The organism is Bradyrhizobium sp. CIR18 (genome assembly GCF_014198295.1).
Taxonomy (GTDB): domain Bacteria; phylum Pseudomonadota; class Alphaproteobacteria; order Rhizobiales; family Xanthobacteraceae; genus Bradyrhizobium.
In genome coordinates, this window is record NZ_JACIHF010000006.1 from 205,843 (window position 1) to 224,118 (window position 18,276).

The window sequence follows — 18,276 nt, forward strand, 5'->3', positions numbered from 1 at the left end:
GCGTAGCCCGGATGGAGCGAAGCGAAATCCGGGTCAGCGCCTCTACGGAAACAGGTTTCCCGGATTGCGCTGCGCTTCATCCGGGCTACGAAGGCCCGCGGCTAATCCCGCACCCGCATCAACAGCCCCAGCCCCGCGACGAAGAACACCACCAGCACGGCCATGCCGGCCTTCTGGCTTGCGGTCACCGCCGTGACCATGCCGATCAGCAACGGTCCGATGAAGGACGTCACCTTTCCGGTCAGCGCGAACAGGCCGAAATACTGCGCGATGCGGTCCTTCGGTGCGAGGTGGATCAGCAGCGTGCGTGAGGCCGCCTGGAGGGGGCCACCGGCCGCACCGATGAGGCAGCCCAGCACGAGATAGGCGCGCTCGGCCGCGCTCGAGAACAAGGGAGCGTCTGCTTGCGGCGGCGCGACCTTGATGAACAACACACTGTCCTTGTCGACCAGGAGAATCGCCGCCACGGACAGCAGCAGCACGAGCAGGCTGCCGGCGATGACGCGCTTCGGCCCGAGACGATCATCCAGCTTGCCGCCGAACCAGGCGCCAAATGCGCCGGCAATCGCGAGCATGATGCCGAAGGTGCCGATCTGGATGGTGTGCCAGCCGAAGGTGCCCGCGGCATAGATGCCGCCAAAGGCGAACAGCGACACCAGACCATCCGTGTAGATCATATTGGCGAGCAGAAATGCCGCCAGCGATCTCTGTTGCGGCAAGCCTCTGATCGATTGCCTCAGCTCCCACAGCCCCTCGCGCAACGCCTCGCGCACCGGGCGCTTCGCCGGATAATCCGGCGTGAACAGGAACAGCGGTGTCACGAAGACGATGAACCACAGCCCGGTCAGCGGCCCCACGATGCGATCGCCCTGATGGCTGACCGGATCGAGCCCGAACAGCGGCGTGAAGCCCAGCAATGTGCGGCCGGTCTGCGGGTTGGCCGCGAGGAAGCCGAGCACGATGATCAGGCTGACAATCCCACCGACATAGCCGGTGGCCCAGCCGGTGCCGGAGAGCCGTCCGATCCGCTCCGGCGGCACCAGCGTCGGCATCATCGCATTGTTGAAGAGGGTGGCGAATTCCGCGCCGACGCTGGCGAGCGCGACTGCGGTGAGCAGGGGCGGAATGATGGAGGGATCGCCGGGCTTGCCGATCCACAGCGTGCAGGATGCCGCCACCAGCAGCGCACCGAACCCCGCGATCCACGGCTTCCGGCGGCCCGAGGCGTCCGCGATGGCCCCCAGCACCGGCGACATCAACGCGATCGCAAGGCCCGCGGCCGCCATCGCAAATCCCCACAGTGATTGGCCGGTGGCGGGGTTCGGCGCAATGCTGGTGGCGAAATAGGGCGCGAACACGAAGGTCGTGATCAGCGTGAAATACGGCTGCGCGGCCCAGTCGAAGAAAATCCAGCTGACGACGGCGGCGCGCGGCGGATAGGTCCGCGCCACGCCGGCCATGCGCACATCCGGGGCGATCGTCGTCATCGCGCAGTCCTCATCACGAACAGTTTTGCCTCTCTTGGGGCAAACCGTATAGCATTGCAGCGAGGCATGTGAACTGGTTCGAAGCCACGGCGGAAGCTTGATGATGTCGTCATATTCGACAAGGCGGACATTTTTCGCCTTCATAGCCGCCCTGGCGTTTGGTCTGTTACCGGCAGCCGCCCAGGATGCGCGACGGGCCTATGTCCCAGCCGCGCCTGACACGGTGCGCGCCGTCGCCGCCGAGCACGGCATGGTCGTCGCGCAGGAGAAGATATCCGCACAGATCGGTGCCGATATCCTGCGGAGCGGTGGCAATGCGGTCGATGCGGCGGTCGCGACCGGCTTTGCGATGGCCGTGACCTATCCGCGTGCCGGCAATATCGGCGGCGGCGGCTTCATGGTGATCCATTCCGCGGACCGCAACGAAGACATCACGATCGATTACCGCGAGACGGCGCCGGCGGCGACCACGCCGCAAATCTTCCTCGGCGCCGACGGCAAGCCCGATGTTGCGAAGTCACGGGATTCCGCCCTCGGCGTCGGCGTGCCCGGCACGGTTGCCGGTCTTTCCCTCGCGCTGGAAAAATACGGCTCCGGCCAGTTCACGCTGGCGCAATTGCTCGCGCCCGCCATCGCGCTGGCCCGCGACGGCTTCGTCGTCAGTGACGACATGGCCGACACGATGCCGGCCTGGCACCGGCGGCTGGCTCGCTGGCCGTCTTCGGCCAAAATCTTCTCGCGGCCCGACGGCACGCCGATCGGTGAAGGCGACAGGCTGGTGCAGGGCGATCTCGCTGAAACCCTGTCGGCCGTCGCGGCACAGGGGCCACGCGGCTTCTATGAGGGACCGGTCGCGGAAAAGCTCGCCAAGGCCGTGACGGACGCCGGCGGCATCATGACGCCAGCCGATTTGAAGGCCTATCAGGCCGTGATCCGCGCGCCGGTGCGCGGCACCTATCGCGGCTATGACATCGTGTCGATGCCGCTGCCTTCGTCGGGCGGTGTCGTGCTGGCGGAGACGCTCAACATCCTCGAGGGCTTTCAGCTCGCCGATCTGAAGCAGGGATCGCCGGCATCGCTGCATCTTCTGATCGAGGCGATGAAGCGCGCCTACGCAGATCGCGCGCGCTATCTCGGCGATCCCGCCTTCGTCAACGCACCGATCGAAACGCTCGTCGCGAAGGACTACGCCGCCAAGCTGCGCGCCGGCATCTCCGCCGAGCGCGCCACGCCGTCAAAGGAGCTCGTTTCCGCGGCTCCCTCGCCGCGCGAGGGCAGCAACACCACGCATTTCTCCGTCGTCGATGGACGCGGCAATGCCGTCAGCAACACCTATACGCTGAACTTCAGCTACGGCGTGGGCCTCGTTGCCGACGGCACCGGCGTCCTGCTCAACAACGAGCTCGACGATTTCACCGCCGCAATCGGCGCCTCCAATGCCTACGGTCTCGTCGGCTTCGAGGCCAATCTGCCGGGCCCCGGCAAGCGGCCGCTGTCCTCGATGTCACCGACCATCGTGCTCAGGGACGGCAAGCCGGTGCTGGTGACGGGCTCGCCCGGCGGCAGCCGCATCATTTCAAGCGTGCTGCAGGTCATCGTCAACGTGCTCGACTACAAGATGGATGTTGCGGCCGCCGTCGCAGCGTCACGGCTGCATCACCAATGGTTGCCCGATGAAGTGCGTGTCGAGCGCGGCTTTCCCAGCGATGTTCTGGATAAGCTGAAGGCGATCGGCCACGTCATCGTCGAGCCGATGGGGCAGACGTCGGCCAACTCGATTGTCGTGACACCCAACGGACCGCTCGGCGCGCCCGATCCGCGCACGCGGGGCGCAGAAGCTGCGGGGCAGTAACAACGTCGTCTGCATGGCACGGGAGCGCGGACCCGCTAGCTCTCGCTGTCACGCGCTATCGCGGCGTGTACACGCCGGAGCGCCGGACGTACTGGGCCTACGCGGCGGGCTAGGCGCTCGACGGCATGACTAACTACCGTCCCACCTGGTATGGCCCGCCCTTTTCAAGCGCGCGCGCATAGGCCGGGCGCGCGTGGATGCGCTCGAGAAACGCCATCGCCTTGGGATGGCCCTGCTCGAGCCCGCCGCGCGCTTGCGCCGCTTCCAGCGGAAAGCTCATCTGGATGTCGGCTGCGGTGAATTCGTTGCCGGCAAACCACTCGCTCTTGCCGAGCTCGCCTTCCCAGTAATCCATGTGCTGCTTGAGCTGCGGGTTGACCAGCGTGGTGAGCGCCTGGTTCGAGACCTTGCGCACCAGCGGACGAAGCAGCGCAGGCGCGCGCTTCGGCATCAGCGTGAACAGCAGCTTCAGCAGCAGCGGCTGCATCGCAGATCCCTCGGCATAATGCAGCCAATAGGTGAAGCGCAGCCGCTCCGGCGTGTTCGGCGGCGGAATCAGCCGGCCGTTGCCATAGGTCGCGATGAGATATTCGATGATCGCGCCGGACTCGGCGATGGTGTTGCCGTTGTCGGTGATGACGGGCGACTTGCCGAGTGGATGAATGGCGCGCAGCTCCATCGGCGCGCGCATGTCCGGCTGGCGCTGATAGCGCACGATCTCGTAGGGCACGCCCAACTCTTCGAGCAGCCACAGCACGCGCTGCGAGCGGGAATTGTTGAGGTGGTGAACGGTCAGCATTGGCGAGGTCCCCGGGGCTAGGCGTGGTGGCTAGGCGTGGTCGGTCGGCGGCGCCGTTCGTGCCAGCCCGAGATCACAATGTCGAGCCATCAGGACGGATATTTTCACCCGGGTATATTGACGCCGATAATTTACCCGGGTATTAAATGACCCAACGTCGTCAAAATGGCAATGATTCCAATGCAGAAGTTCTTCACCGCATTCCAGGGGCAGCGCCGCCTGGTGTCCGGGCCGGCAGGCGAGGTCGCGCTGGTCGTCAAGCGGGTGGCGACGCGGCCGGACGAGCCCATCATCATCTTCGAGGACGGCACGGGTCGATCGATCGACTTCGATCTGCGCGGCGGGGATCGCGAGGTCCTGGCGCGGTTGGCGAAGCTTGTCCCGCCGCCGGTCGAGGAGAGCACGCCGCCGAGCGAGCCGCGCGGGCGCGGGCGGCCGAAGCTCGGCGTGGTCGCGCGCGAGGTGACGTTGCTGCCGCGACACTGGGAATGGCTCGGCACGCAGCCGGGCGGCGCCTCGGTGGCGCTGCGCAAGCTCGTCGATGAGGCCAGGCGCGCCAGCGGCGACAAGGACCGCGAACGGCAGGCGCGCGATGCGGCCTATCACTTCATGTCGACCATGGCGGGCAACCTGCCGCAGTTCGAGGAAGCCTCGCGCGCGCTGTTTGCCGATGACCGGCGACGCTTCACCGGGTTGATCGCAGACTGGCCTGTCGATATCCGCGACCACATCGTCAAGCTCGCCTACAGCGACCGCGCTTAAGGCGCTCTGTCTCGCGTTCCCATCGACGGCCGAGCCGCGCATTGCGCGGCAACGGCTTCGCACGCCCTGATAAAAGGCCAATCCATGTCTGCCCCCAAGCCGCTCTGGACGACATTCCTCCGCTTCCTCGCACCCTTGATGCTGAGCAACGCGCTGCAATCGCTGTTCGGCACCGTCAGCAACGTCTATCTCGGCCAGATGATCGGCATTGATGCGCTCGCAGCTGCCTCGGCGTTCTTCCCGGTGATGTTCTTCCTGTTCGCCTTCGTCATGGGGCTGAGCACCGGCGCGACCGTGCTGATCGGCCAGGCCTTTGGCGCGGGCGAGCACGGCCGGATCAAGAGCGTCGTCGGCACGACGCTCGCGATCGGCCTTCTGCTTTCAATCTCAGTGGCGCTGATCGGCGGGCTCCTCAGCCGTCAGCTGATGATGGCGCTCGCCACGCCCGCGGACATTCTCGACCAGGCCAGCGCGTATGCGCAGATCATGCTGCTGACGATGCCGCTCGGCTTCGTCTTCCTGCTGATGACGGCGATGATCCGCGGGGTCGGCGATGCGTTGACGCCGCTGCTGGCGCTGGCGTTGTCGACCGCGATCGGCCTGATCCTGACACCGTTGTTGATCCGTGGGTCGTTCGGACTGCCGGCGGCCGGCATCACCAGCCCGGCGTGGGCGGCGGCGATATCGAACGCGCTCACGCTGATCGTGCTGGCGTTCTATCTGCTGCGAAAGAAACACGCGCTCGCGCCGGATGCGGCGCTGCTACGTCACCTGCAGCTCAACGGCGTCATGCTCGGAAAGATTCTCGGCATCGGATTGCCGAGCGCCATCGGCATGGTGGTGATGGCGATCGCAGAGCTGGTCTTGCTCGGCCTCGTCAACGGGTTTGGATCGGACGCCACTGCGGCCTATGGCGCCGTCAACCAAGTGATGGGCTACACGCAGTTCACGGCGATCTCGATTTCGATCGCGGTCTCGATCCTCGGCGCGCAGGCCGTCGGCAGCGGCGACAGGGCCCGGCTCGACGGCATCGTGCGGACCGGGCTCGCTTTCAACCTCGTTTTGACCGGCGGGCTCGTGGCGCTGATCTATCTCGCGCCGCGCGCGATCCTCGGCATCTTCATCACCGATGCCGCCGTGGTCGATCTGGCAAAAGGCCTGCTCGACATCGCCCTGTGGAGCTCGGTGCCGTTTGGCCTCGGCACAGTGTTCTCAGGCGCCATGCGCGCGGCTGGCGTCGCATTGACGCCCATGCTGCTCTCGATCTTCGCGATCCTCGCGATCGAGCTGCCGGCCGCGGTGATCCTGAGCCACACGATCGGCCTTGCGGGCGTGTGGGCCGCCTATCCCATCGTGTTCTGCGCCATGTTCGTTTTGCAGATGGGCTATTACCTCCTGGTCTGGCGCAAGCGGGCGATCCGGCGGCTGGTCTGATTCCCAAAGTATTATGCTCATCATTAAACGGTAGACCCGCAGGGCACGCTGCGTCACAATGCGGGAAAAGCCAGATCAAAAAAGTTAGGTCACGGAGAACGATTTGCCCCGCACAGCCCCGCAGTTCCTGTTCGATTTCGGCAGCCCGAATGCCTATCTCAGCCACCTCGCGATCCCCGCGATCGAGCAGCGCATTGGCGTCAAGTTCGAATACGTCCCGATTCTGCTCGGAGGCATCTTCAAGTCGACCAACAACAAGTCCCCCGCCGAGACGCTCGCGGGCATCAAGAACAAGCGTGAATTCCAGCAGGTCGAGACCGAGCGCTTCATCAAGCGCTTCCATGTCCAGCCCTATGCCTGGAATCCGCATTTCCCCGTCAACACGCTGAATCTGATGCGCACGGCGATCGCGGCGCAGCTCGAAGGCGTGTTCGAAAGATACGTCGAGGCGGCCTTCCACCACATGTGGCGCGAGCCGAAGAAAATGGACGATCCCGAGATTGCGGCGAAGGCGCTGGCGTCCTCGGGCCTCGATGCCCAGAAGCTGTTTGCCCGTGCCGGAGAGCCCGAGGTGAAGGGCAGGCTGATCAAGAACACCGAGGAAGCGGTCGCCCGGGGCGCGTTCGGCTCGCCGACCTTCTTCGTCGGCAACGAGATGTTCTTCGGCAAGGAGCAGCTGCGCGAGGTCGAGGAGATGGTGCTCGGGACCTAGCCGCTCATTCTCCGGCGACAGAATGTGATCGCCGCAACATTCTGGACTGCTTCGCTTCGCTCGCAATGACGATTATAAGTGGCCGCCAACAGCAATAATCAAGAGCAACAATGGAGTATCCCATGCGTATCCTCGTGGTCGGCGCCGGCGCCATTGGCGGCTATTTTGGTGGCAGGCTGTTGCAGGCCGGCCGCGACGTCACCTTCCTGGTCCGGCCGCGCCGCGCCGGCGAGCTCGCAAGCGCCGGCCTCGTCATCAAGAGCCCGAATGGCGACGTGACCTTGAAGAATCCCCCGACCGTGCAGGCCGACGCGCTCAAGGACAAGTTCGACGTCGTGCTCTTGAGCTGCAAGGCATTCGATCTCGACGACGCCATCAAATCGTTTGCGCCAGCGGTCGGACCTGACACGGCGATCATCCCGATGCTCAACGGCATGAAGCATCTCGATATCCTCGATGCCAAATTCGGCAAGGAGCGCGTGCTCGGCGGCCTCTGCGCCATCGCGGCGACCCTGAACGAGAAGCGCGAGGTGGTGCAGCTCCAACCGATGCAGTCGCTGAACTACGGCGAGCGCGACGGAAAGCTGTCAGATCGTGTCAAGGCGATCGACGAGGCCTTCAAGAGCGGCATCACCGGCGCCGCCGCCAGCCAGAACATCATGCAGGACATGTGGGAGAAGTGGGTGTTCCTGTCCTCGCTTGCGGCCTCCACCAGCCTGATGCGCACCTCTGTCGGCAACATCCTCGCCGCGCCCGGCGGTCGCGATTTCCTGCTCGGCATGCTGGACGAGACCACCGCCATCGCCACCGCGTCGGGCTATACGCCGGGCGGGCCGTTCTTCGAGCGGGTGAAGGGCAACCTCACCGCCGAGGGCTCGCCGATGACGGCCTCGATGTTCCGCGACATCAAGGCGGGGCTGCCGGTCGAAGCCGATCACGTCATCGGAGATCTCATCGCGCGCGCCGATGCCGCCAAGGTGCCGGTACCCAAGCTGCGCATCGCCTACACGCATTTGAAGGCCTATGAGAAGCAGCGGGCGGGGTAGGTCGCAGGCACACACTCCGCTGTCGTCCCGGGGCGCGCTAAGCGCGAACCCGGGACCCACCACACGGAGCAGTGTGACGCGACCCTCCCACTCCGACTCTTCGCAAAAACAGCATCCTGTGGGTATGGGTCCCGGCTCTGCGCTTCGCTTGTCCGGGACGACAGCGGAGCTTGTGGCAACGGCTCCGCACTATTTCAAATGCGCCAGATAGTGCGAGACGGCGGTGATTTCCTCGTCGCTCATGTGATAGGCGACATCGGCCATCGCGGCGACGCCGCCGCCGACGCGCTGGCCAGCTTTGTAGTCGCGCAACGCCTTGACCAGATATTCCTCGCGCTGGCCAGCCAGTCGCGCCACTCCCTTGGTCCCGGCGAAGCTGTCCGTATGGCATGAGGCGCAGCGACGGCCGGCGGAAACTTGCGCGCCTTTCTTCGACAGGTCCGGATCGCTGTCCTCCGGTCCCTTCGGCGGCGTCAGCTGCGAGAAATAGGCGCCGAGATTGCGGATGTCCTCATTGGTGATCTCCTCGACGATCGGCTGCATCTGGTCGTTCTTGCGCGAGCCCGCTCGGAAGAACACGAGCTGCCACTGGATGAACTGATCAGGCTGGCCGGCCAGCGAGGGGATGTTCTCGGTCTGCGAAATGCCGTTCTCGCCGTGACAGCCGGAGCAGACGGCAGCCTTCTCCTTGATCGCAGCGTTGTCCGCAGCCTGAGCCGGGACGAATGCGAGCGCTGCAAGCGAAAGCGCGCCGATGGCGTACGAAGAAAACTGGCGGCGCATCGTGGGAATTCCGATCTATCTAGCTCATTCCAGGGCGTGCGAAGCACGAGCTAAGATGCGCAATTGCGCAGCTGAGATTCCATAACCCCGATTCGTGGTTATGGGTTCCGGACTTGCGCTGGCGCGCAATCCGGAACGACAGCGTGGCTTTGAAATGAAAGAGACTGCGGCACCTTCCGGCCACCGCAGCCTCGTATCGTACCCGTGCTACTTCTTGCTGTAGCTGATGCGGTAGATCGCGCCGGCCCAGTCGTCCGCGACGAGGATCGAACCATCCTTGTCGAGCAGGATGTCATTGGGACGGCCGAGATAGCCCTGGTCACCCTCGAGCCAGCCGGAGGCGAAGATCTCCTGCTTGGGATTCTTGCCGTCGGGCCCGACGATTACGCGCACGATGCGCGCGCCCTGGTACTTGTGACGATTCCAGGAGCCGTGCTCGGCGATCAGGATGTTGTTCTTGTAATCGGCGGGGAATTGATTGCCGGTGTAGAACTTCATGCCGAGCGGAGCAACATGCGCGCCGAGATTCAGCACCGGCGGCGTGAACTCGGAGCACTTGTGGCCCATGGCGAACTTGTCGTCCGGCAGGTTGCCCTGGTGGCAATAGGGATAACCGAAATGCTCGCCGATCCGGTTGATCATGTTCAGCTTGTCCGAGGGCAGATCATCGCTGATCCAGTCGCGGGCATTCTCGGTGAACCAGAGCTTGCCGGTGCGCGGATCGACGTCGCCGCCGACCGAGTTGCGGACGCCCAGCGCCCAGATTTCGGCGTTGCCGGTCTTGGGATCGACACGCCGGATCTGCGACACGCTGGTCGGAGGGATGCCGACGTTGAAGGGAGGTCCGAACGGCAGGAAGAACCAGCCTTCCTTGTCGACCGCGATGTATTTCCAGCCATGCGCGGCATAGGACGGCATGTCGTCATAGACGACCTTGCCGTCGCCGAGCTTGTCGAGATTGGCCTCCGCATTGTCGTAGCGGATCAGCTTGTCGACGGCGATGACGTAGAGCGCACCGTCCTTGAAGGCGAGACCGGTGGGCATGTTCAGGCCCTTAAGGACGGTCTTGACCTCCTTCTTCCCGTTGTTGTCCTTGATGGCATAGACGTTGCCGAGGCCGAACGAGCCCACGAACAGCGTGCCCTTGTCACCCCAGGCCATCTGCCGCGCGGCCAGCACGCCGGAGGCGTAGACCTCGATCTTGAAGCCTGCCGGCAGCTTGATCTTCTTGACGATGTTGGCGAGCTCGGCATCGGACGCGCCGGTCGGCGGTCCCGAGGGCGGCGCGAGGCCCTTCTGCGCCTCGGTCTCGTCGCCGAGGAACCAGTCATCGGGCGGATGGGTCCAGAACTCCTTGGTGCCGGATTCGTATTTCTTCAGCGCCCGGTTCTTGTCCTGCTGCTGCGCATTGCCAGCGCTGGTCCCCGCGAGAAAGGCAACCGCTGCAAGCGCCAGAACGGATTGAAAGACGGATCGATGGAATTTCATCGCGTCACTCCCCTAAGGCAGCCGTCAGGGCTGCGCATTATTTTATTTTGCTAGTCGAGAGGCGAAGTTTTAAGTCCGTCGGCACGACAGACGCAAAAAGGTTAGCACATCTGCGACCGGTGAGAAGCGCGCCGCGTGCGCCGCCGTTGCGCTCCGGAAAAATTGAGACGGAATGTCAACGGACGAACGCCGCGACACCGCTCTCGCTGCAGCGCGGAATCAATTGGCGCGCGGATCGTTCGCAGCCGGCGGGAGGGGGTGGACCTACAAAAACGCGAAAACAACCCCATGCACAGTAGAACGGCTCAAGCGGCTTGCTCCCGGCGAGACCAGACAGACATCTGACGCGTCGAGCAAAACAGCAAATCCGGCGCCTAAGAGGCGACCGGGTAGGGTCCGTCGTCGAACACCGCGTCATGATAGCCCTTCGAGCCGATCTCACGCGCCAGCGGGCTACGGAAATCGCGCTCCGTGCGCAGGCTGTGCAACACATGCGCGAAATCGAATTCCGGCCGCCAGCCCAGCTCGCGCCGCGCGCGTTCGTTGACATAGACACGGTCGATCTCGGGGAGGAGGTTCCAGCCCCGCGCCGCGTAAAGCCGCGCGCAATCCGGGTAGAGCTCGCGCACGACACCGGCCGCATCGCGCGCAAGCGCGGCGAGATGGCGCAGCTCGAACGGGCTGGTGGCGGAGACGATGTAGCGGGCGAAGCCGATCTTCGGGGCGCGTTCGGCGGCGAGCAGATGGGCATTCACGGCGTCCGCGATATCCAGCCGGCGATAGAGCAGCTCGTTGGCCTGCGCGTTCTCCAGCGTGTAAGCCGAGCGCATCGCCGGATCGTCATCGTCTTCCGGAAAGAAGCGCGAGGTCCGCAACACAAGGACGGGCAGACCGCGCTCGCGATAGAACAGCTCGCACAGGGTCTCCGCCATCAGTTTTGTCGTGCCGTAGATGTTCTTCGGCACCGGCGGCAGATCCTCGGTGACCCACACGGCGGCCTGCCCGGCCCCGGAGCGGAGCTGCGAGCCGAACGCGCTGGTGGTGCTGGTGAAGACGAAGCTGCGCACGCCCGCGCTCGCTGCCGCCTCGAGCAGGTTAAGCGTGCCGGTGACGTTGCTGTCGACAAAATCCTGCTTGCCGTGGGTTGCCAGATGCGGCTTGTGCAGCGTCGCGCTGTGGATGACGGCGGTGACGCCGTCCATCTGGCTGCGCACGAAGCCGGGATCGACGATTGAGCCGACCGCGTCGGTGAAGGGCGAGGGCTTTAGGTCGAGCCCGCGCGCGGGCAAACGACGCGCCCGGAGCGTCCGGAGAATGGCTTCCCCGAGATGGCCGGCACTGCCGGTGACCAGAATTGTCATTGAGAACCCAGGACAGCCGCCAGCGGCGTGGCGAACCACGTTTCCGTCCGGCTCGGCTGGATGCTCTGGGAAAAATTGGAGCGGGCGAAGGGGCTCGAACCCTCGACCCCGACCTTGGCAAGGTCGTGCTCTACCACTGAGCTACACCCGCATCCTGTGTCGGTCGCGTGACGCGCCGGCAACGGCTGTCGTATGCCAAAAGCGGGAGGGGAATGCAACAGCTACCGGCGACCTAGATTCGGTTCTTGGGACCCCATATGGAGCCTGAATGCGGCCAAATGGCCCGAAACTGCCCCGGAACTGGCGAATCGGCCTCGGTGGATTGAAATTCGGCCGTCCCGGCCCAATTTAGGAGCCGACAGCGAAGCATATGAAATGGCAACGTGCTAAAGACCCGCCATTCCAGACATAGACGAGGGGATCCCCGTGACGATCATCGACCAAGGTAACGGAGCGGCGGGCCCGGCTGCGGCCGATCTGATCAAGGACACGACCACCCAGACCTTCGTGAAGGACGTCATCGAGGAATCGAAGCGCCAGCCGGTGCTGATCGATTTCTGGGCGGAGTGGTGCGGCCCCTGCAAGCAGCTTACCCCTCTGCTCGAAAAGGCGGTCAAGGCCGCCAAGGGCAAGGTCAAGCTGGTCAAGATGAACATCGACCAGCATCCGGCGATCCCGGGCCAGATGGGCATCCAGTCGATCCCGGCCGTGATCGCCTTCGTCAACGGCCAGCCGGCCGACGGCTTCATGGGCGCGGTGCCCGAGAGCCAGCTCAACGCCTTCATCGAAAAGCTGACAAAAGGCGTGACCGCGCCGGGCGAGCCCAATATCGCCGAGATCCTGCAGGAGGCTGAAGCCGTGCTCGCCGAGGGCGATGCGGCTGCGGCAGCGCAGATCTACGCCGAGGTGCTCCAGCATGATGCCACCAACATCGCGGCGCTCGCGGGCCTCGCAAAATGCTATGCCGTCTCCGGCGCGATGGAGCAGGCCAAGCAGACGCTCGCCATGGTGCCGGAATCCAAGCGCGGCGACCCCGCGGTGAAGGCCGTGCAGACCGCGATCGATCTCGCCGAGCAGGCGCAATCGCTCGGACCGGTCGCCGAGCTGGAACAGAAAGTCGCCGCAAACCCGCTCGATCATCAGGCCCGATTCGACCTCGCGACCGCGCTGAACGCGCAAGGCAATCGTGCGGCCGCTACCGAGCAGCTGCTCGCGATCGTCAAGCGCGACCGCAAATGGAACGACGACGGCGCCCGCAAGCAGCTGGTGCAGTTCTTCGAGGCCTGGGGCGGCACGGATGATGCAACCGTCGAGGGGCGCAAGCGCTTGTCGACGATCCTGTTTTCGTAGGCGCGGTTGACCAAGTCAGCGGGGACCGGGACCAGATGCCGATCAACATCGAATATCGCGGACCCGCCGACCTCCCGGAGATCATTCCGGTGTTTCCGCTGCCGGGCGCGCTGCTGCTGCCCCGCGGACAGATGCCGCTCAATATCTTCGAGCCGCGCTACCTGTCGATGGTCGATGATTCCTTCCGCGACGGCCATCGCCTGATCGGCATGATCCAGCCTGATGTCGCGCACTCGCCGAAAAATTCCGACAAGCCAACGCTGTTCCGCGTCGGCTGCGTCGGCCGCATCACCCAGCTCGCCGAATCCGGCGATGGCCGCTACATCCTTGAGCTCACCGGCGTTTCGCGCTTCAAGGTGGTCGAGGAGCTCGAGGTGCTCACCGCCTACCGGCAGTGCAAGGTGGATTTCTTCGCCTTCGTCGACGACTTCACCGCGCGCATGGGCGAGGACGAGGTCGACCGCGAGGCGCTGCTGGCCGTGCTGGCGGACTTCCTGAAGGCCAACAATCTCAAGGTTGACTGGGAAGGCGTCGAAAGCGCGCCCAACGAAGCACTCGTCAACGCGCTGGCGATGATGTCGCCCTATGGCCCCGCGGAGAAGCAGGCCATGCTGGAGGCGCCCGACTTGAAGACCCGCGCCGAGATTCTGATCGCGGTGACGGAGATGGACCTCGCCAAGAAGCGCACCAGCGGCGATCCTCCGCTGCAGTGAGGATACGGGTGCTCACGCAGCGCAGACGGCTGCCTGGGTACCTCGCCTCAGCATTTTCGCAATGTTGGATGCAGGCATCGGCCGACCGAAATAGTAGCCTTGCGTTTCGACGCACCCCTCTTCACGGAGGACGTCCAGCTGCTCCTTCGTTTCGACGCCTTCGGCGGTCGTCGTCTTGCCGAGGCTGACTGCGAAGCGAACGACTGCTCGCGCGAGATGGTGCGCGTCCGCCCTTGCGCTGGACAGTTCGTTGACGAAGCTGCGGTCGACCTTGATCTTGTCGAACGGAAATCTTTGCAGAAAGCTCAGCGACGAATAGCCGGTGCCGAAGTCGTCCAGGGCGATTCGCACGCCGAGCTCGCGCAGTTGACCAAGTGCTGCGAATACGGCTTCGCTGTCATGCATGATCACCGTCTCGGTGACCTCGAGCTCGAGCCGGTGTGGCGCAATTCCCGAACTCGCCAGTGCATCGACAATGACCGGAACGAGCTCCTTGCTTCTGAATTGAGCGGGAGACAGGTTGATCGCGATCCTGAGATGGGCAGGCCATTTGGCGGCTTCCGCACACGCCGTCCTCAAGATCCATTCTCCCAGCGGCACGATCAAGCCGGCCTCCTCCGCGAGCGGAATGAATTCGCCGGGCAAGACCAGACCACGCCGCGGGTGATGCCAGCGCAGCAGGGCTTCGAAGCCGCGGATCTCGCCGGTCGCGGTATTGACGAATGGCTGGTAGTGCAGCTCGAATTCGCGGCCAGCAAGCGCATCCCGCATGTCGCGCTCCAGGTTGCGTCGCGCATGCATGAGCTGGTCGAGTTCCGGCTCGAAGAAGCGGAATGCGCCACGTCCACCGCTCTTGGCCGAGTAGAGGGCGAGATCCGCGCTCTTCATCAGCACGTCGGAATCACTGCCATCGCGCGGCGCGATGGCAATGCCGATGCTGGTTCCCACCGTGACCCGGTGATCGCCGAGATCAAAGGGTTCACAAAGCGCCTTTCTGATGTTCTCGGCAAGGGTGGCGGCCTCGACGGCCGGGTTGGTCACGTAGTCGATCACCGCGAACTCGTCACCGCCCAGTCGCGCGATCAGCGCGGTTTCCGTGGTGCATTCGCGCAGACGCGCAGAAACGGCGCGCAGCAGGGAATCGCCCGCCGGATGTCCGAGCGTGTCGTTGACTTCCTTGAAGCGATCGAGGTCGAGCATGAGCACGGCCAGATCGACGCCGCCGCCACGCGTAACCGCAATGGCGTGCTCCATCCGCTCCCTGAGCAGCACGCGATTTGGCAGATCGGTCAACGCATCGTGTTGCGCCATATGAGCGATCCTTGCCTCGGACCGGCGTTGCTCGGTGACGTCAAGATGCGTGGCCACCCACCCGCCGCCGGCCATTGGCTGTCGCGTCACGCAGATCAACCGACCATCCGCGAACTCGTCGATTCTGCTCGAGACTGCATCGAACGGCAACGCTGCCAATTTCGACAGGAACTGCTCGGCTGCGCCCTCGCTGGTGTCGCTCTTGAGAATGCCGGTCACGACTCGATGCCTGATGATGTCGGCGTGCGGGGTCCCCGTCGTCAGCAGTTCCGGCGGCAACCGATAGAGCCGGGCATAGCGCTCGTTGCAGACCACAAGTCGCTTCTCCGCATCGAACATGCAGAGAGCCTCGACCATGTTGTTGATGGCCGTATCCAGCCTGAGCTTCTGGTCCTGCAGTTCGTTCTGCGAGCCTTCGAGCTGCTGCCGGGCGACCGAAAGCTGGTTGATGATCTCCTCGAACCTGGCGGTCCGGGTCGCCAGGCGACGATCGGCCAGCACGCCGATCAGGCTCATTCCCAGCACGGACAGCGCCACGCCGGCGATAGCAAGCGCGAGGAAGGCCGGAGAAAGCGAAAGGCTATCCGTCATCGCTCGCGTTGGATCTGGCGTGATCTGCACCGCCCCCATGGCGGTGAAATGATGCGATACGATGGCGAGTGTCAGCAGGACTGCCGCCGCAAGCGTGCCCCGGTAGCCCTGGTACCTGAGCGCGACAGCTAGCGCGGCGCAGCCGAGACACATGCCTAGAATGATCGAGACGAACACGAGGTCCACCGACCAGGCGACTCGACCCGGCACTTCAAGTGCCCACATTCCGAGATAGTGCATGCTGGCAATGCCGCCGCCGATGATGATGCCCCCTGCCATCGCGCGCCACAGGCCGGAGGTGCCGACTGCAACGCCGAAACCGACCGAGGTCAGGAGCATTGCCGCAGCGAGAGAAAACGCGGTCGGCACGATGCCGTAGCCCGTTGGAACGCCCGGCTCGTAGGCGAGCATCGCGACGAAATGCGTTGCCCAGATGCCGTATCCGATGGCCGCGCCGGCAATCGTGATCCAGATCCACCGCCTTCTTGCGCGCGTCGCGATCGCACGATGAAAGATGCTGACCGCGACAATACTTGCAGCGAAGCAGACCAGACCAGCGAGTACAACGAGCCGCCAATCGTGCTCGACCGCAAGGCAGGAGAAAACGCGGAACATTCAGCAGCGCTCCATCGTCGATTGTTATCGATGGTGGATCGGCTAGACGCCATTCACGTTAATTTTGTGCCGTGCATGATTGCATGCTTACCGGCATGTTAACGGTACTCGTACAACTTGATCCGACGAACGGCCCGAGGCCATGCGGCGACCGTGCCAGAGCGGGGTGCAGGACGCGTGCAACGATCGGCAACGATATTTAGGAATGGCCGCGGATGCGCTTGCGCCCGGTGATCATCGCGCGGACCAGGCTCTCGCGCTGGAGTAGCCCCATCAGCACCACACCGAGCACGTGCAGCACGACCAGGACGATGACCGCATCCGATGAATAATGGTGGGTGTCCTCGACCCACCAGACGCCGAAGAAGGTGGTGGTGACCGACATCGCGCCCGTAATCGTCGAGACGGCGAGCGAGGCCAGCAGCGCCACCAGCATCAGGGTGCCGGCGGGATTGAGCCCGATATAGCGGCCGGTGATGCCGCGGCGCAGATTCCAGAGATAGCTTGGCGCCGCCCGAAGCCTCACTCTGATCATGCGGAAGCGCGAATAGCGACTTCCCCAAAACCCCCAGGCCAGGCGAAAGGCGAGAAGTCCGAGCACCGCATAGCCGATGATGCGGTGAGTCCGGTCGTAAACGGTCGGCGTGAACCACGCGGCCAGAACGCTCGCCGCGAGAGCCCAGTGCCAGAGGCGCAGCGGGAGGTCCCAGACCGCGACCGTCCGCGAAGCGGTTCGATCCGCGGGGGTCCGGTCGGACACCCCGCGCGCTTTTGGCATCGCTTCTTCGATCAAGCGAAGACCATCCTCAAGCCTTTGCTTTGCGCGGATCAACTCGCGCGGTTTACTTTGCGGTCTACTTGGCGATCGTGTGCTTCAGGCTGAGATCTTCGGGGCTGTAGAACAGCTCATAAAGCTTGCCTTCCTTGACGCCGTAGACCTCATAGCAGGAGCCTTCGATCTTGGAGCGCCGCACCTCGTAGCCGAGCGCCTTGGCCTTGGCTTCGGCCTCGCTGGCCGGCTTCCATGACGCCTTGTCGAGCTTGGTGCAGTCCTTGAATCCGTCGGCCATGGCCGCCGACCCCATGCCCATTCCAACCGTCAGTGCAATGGCAACAACACGAATGACCTTCACGAACGTCTCCTCCTCTGTCGTGCGCGCTACGCGAGCCGCGAAGCCGGACTGAAGGAAGCAAAGGTGATGGTGAAGTCAATCCGGTACGGGCCAATTGGATTTAGAGTTGTTCTAACGACCGCCAAAAGATCAGCGCTGTCCGCAGGCAGCCCGCCTTCGCAGGGGCGCTGCGGCCTTACGCCTCACGGGTTGGAATCCGCGCTTCACCCGGCCGGATCTTCGTCAATCCTGGACGACCGCTGGCCGGTCGGGACAAGCAGGGTCTCGCCGGTCGCGACGAGGGAAAGCTCGCCGCGTTCGTCTTCGGCGAAGAGCTCGGCCCGAGCGAAGACCTGGCGGCGCCCGGCACGCACCGCTGCAATCACCGGCACGGGCAGCTCGCGCCACAGCCAGACAAATGTGCTGCGCAAGGTTTGCGATATCATGGGTCCGGCGCGTCAAGTCGAGGGGCGGAAGCAGCGGCTCGCTCGCGTCGGCAGGTTCAGTATCCGGCGACCGCGAGCGCGACCACGGCGGTGAGCGCCTTCCAGCCAAAGCCGCGTCCGCGCGACCACCAGGCGTTAGCGGCGGCCGCAAAGCTGTAGACGGCGACGATGGTCGCCACGATCCAATGCCGCGCGCTGTCCGATCCCAACATGGGTGCCGCAAGCAGGAGCACACCGCCGCCGATCCAGGCGACCGTCCCGGCCTGCCAGACCAGCCGGATCAGCGTGCGCAGGCTTTCCGGGGTGATGGTCGCCTTGGCGAACACCTTGGTTTCGCCCAGCACGCCATGGATTAGGGCGACGACAATTCCGGCGACGCCGGCACATTGCAACAGCAGATCACGCATCAGCAGA

17 protein-coding genes and 1 tRNA gene are annotated in these 18,276 nt (G+C 64.3%); 7 read left to right on the top strand and 11 right to left on the bottom strand.

What is annotated here, in order from left to right:
* Positions 1-101 precede the first annotated feature (101 nt).
* The gene (locus GGD65_RS21205; protein WP_018323588.1) at positions 102-1,487 is read right to left on the bottom strand and encodes an MFS transporter; all 1,386 of its coding nucleotides are present in this window, start codon (positions 1,485-1,487) and stop codon (positions 102-104) included.
* Between the two features lie 100 nt (positions 1,488-1,587).
* Here GGD65_RS21205 and ggt point away from each other — a divergent pair, with 100 nt between their 5' ends.
* Positions 1,588-3,339 (top strand): gamma-glutamyltransferase, encoded by a 1,752-nt coding sequence (ggt, locus tag GGD65_RS21210; RefSeq protein WP_183236510.1) that lies wholly within the window; start codon positions 1,588-1,590, stop codon positions 3,337-3,339.
* Between the two features lie 133 nt (positions 3,340-3,472).
* Here ggt and GGD65_RS21215 read toward each other — a convergent pair whose 3' ends face one another.
* Entirely contained in the window at positions 3,473-4,138 is a 666-nt protein-coding gene (locus GGD65_RS21215) for a glutathione S-transferase family protein (protein ID WP_018323586.1), read from the bottom strand.
* A 165-nt stretch (positions 4,139-4,303) separates the two neighbouring features.
* Here GGD65_RS21215 and GGD65_RS21220 point away from each other — a divergent pair, with 165 nt between their 5' ends.
* The 4 genes from GGD65_RS21220 to panE all read left to right on the top strand — a co-directional run bounded on the left by GGD65_RS21220 (position 4,304) and on the right by panE (position 8,092).
* Positions 4,304-4,900: a DUF2239 family protein gene (locus GGD65_RS21220; RefSeq protein WP_183236511.1), complete on the top strand. Its 597-nt coding sequence runs from the start codon at positions 4,304-4,306 to the stop codon at positions 4,898-4,900.
* A gap of 84 nt (positions 4,901-4,984) precedes the next feature.
* Positions 4,985-6,334: an MATE family efflux transporter gene (locus GGD65_RS21225; protein WP_183236512.1), complete on the top strand. Its 1,350-nt coding sequence runs from the start codon at positions 4,985-4,987 to the stop codon at positions 6,332-6,334.
* Between the two features lie 103 nt (positions 6,335-6,437).
* On the top strand, positions 6,438-7,046 hold the full coding sequence (locus GGD65_RS21230; protein WP_183236513.1) for a 2-hydroxychromene-2-carboxylate isomerase: 609 nt from the start codon (positions 6,438-6,440) through the stop codon (positions 7,044-7,046).
* Between the two features lie 122 nt (positions 7,047-7,168).
* Positions 7,169-8,092, top strand: coding sequence for a 2-dehydropantoate 2-reductase (gene panE, locus GGD65_RS21235; RefSeq protein ID WP_183236514.1), 924 nt, complete (start codon positions 7,169-7,171; stop codon positions 8,090-8,092).
* Between the two features lie 189 nt (positions 8,093-8,281).
* Here the strand turns inward: panE and GGD65_RS21240 are convergent, their stop codons facing one another.
* From GGD65_RS21240 to GGD65_RS21255, 4 genes are all read right to left on the bottom strand, one after another.
* Positions 8,282-8,875 carry a cytochrome c gene (locus tag GGD65_RS21240; protein WP_183236515.1) on the bottom strand — a complete coding sequence of 198 codons (594 nt, stop codon included), beginning with the start codon at positions 8,873-8,875 and terminating at the stop codon, positions 8,282-8,284.
* A 207-nt stretch (positions 8,876-9,082) separates the two neighbouring features.
* Positions 9,083-10,363 (bottom strand): sorbosone dehydrogenase family protein, encoded by a 1,281-nt coding sequence (locus GGD65_RS21245; protein ID WP_018323581.1) that lies wholly within the window; start codon positions 10,361-10,363, stop codon positions 9,083-9,085.
* A gap of 374 nt (positions 10,364-10,737) precedes the next feature.
* Complete coding sequence (locus GGD65_RS21250) at positions 10,738-11,724, bottom strand: NAD(P)-dependent oxidoreductase (RefSeq protein ID WP_183236516.1); 987 nt, start codon at positions 11,722-11,724, stop codon at positions 10,738-10,740.
* A 76-nt stretch (positions 11,725-11,800) separates the two neighbouring features.
* Positions 11,801-11,875 (bottom strand) — tRNA-Gly (locus tag GGD65_RS21255).
* Positions 11,876-12,150: 275 nt separating this feature from the next.
* Between GGD65_RS21255 and trxA the strand changes: the two genes are divergently transcribed.
* Entirely contained in the window at positions 12,151-13,074 is a 924-nt protein-coding gene (gene trxA / locus GGD65_RS21260) for a thioredoxin (protein WP_183236517.1), read from the top strand.
* A 35-nt stretch (positions 13,075-13,109) separates the two neighbouring features.
* The gene (locus GGD65_RS21265) at positions 13,110-13,787 is read left to right on the top strand and encodes an LON peptidase substrate-binding domain-containing protein (RefSeq protein WP_018323574.1); all 678 of its coding nucleotides are present in this window, start codon (positions 13,110-13,112) and stop codon (positions 13,785-13,787) included.
* Positions 13,788-13,799: 12 nt separating this feature from the next.
* On the opposite strand, the gene GGD65_RS21270 is transcribed toward GGD65_RS21265, so the two are convergent.
* The 5 genes from GGD65_RS21270 to GGD65_RS21290 form a co-directional block, all read right to left on the bottom strand.
* Entirely contained in the window at positions 13,800-16,304 is a 2,505-nt protein-coding gene (locus tag GGD65_RS21270; protein WP_183236518.1) for an EAL domain-containing protein, read from the bottom strand.
* A gap of 199 nt (positions 16,305-16,503) precedes the next feature.
* The gene (locus tag GGD65_RS21275) at positions 16,504-17,082 is read right to left on the bottom strand and encodes a cytochrome b/b6 domain-containing protein (protein ID WP_049815150.1); all 579 of its coding nucleotides are present in this window, start codon (positions 17,080-17,082) and stop codon (positions 16,504-16,506) included.
* 76 nt (positions 17,083-17,158) lie between these two features.
* Positions 17,159-17,437, bottom strand: a complete 279-nt coding sequence (locus GGD65_RS21280) for a PepSY domain-containing protein (protein ID WP_018323571.1) — start codon at positions 17,435-17,437, stop codon at positions 17,159-17,161.
* Positions 17,438-17,640: 203 nt separating this feature from the next.
* The gene (locus tag GGD65_RS21285; protein WP_183236589.1) at positions 17,641-17,862 is read right to left on the bottom strand and encodes a hypothetical protein; all 222 of its coding nucleotides are present in this window, start codon (positions 17,860-17,862) and stop codon (positions 17,641-17,643) included.
* Between the two features lie 56 nt (positions 17,863-17,918).
* A complete protein-coding gene (locus GGD65_RS21290; RefSeq protein ID WP_183236519.1) occupies positions 17,919-18,269 on the bottom strand; it encodes a hypothetical protein in 351 nt (116 codons plus the stop codon).
* Positions 18,270-18,276 lie beyond the last annotated feature (7 nt).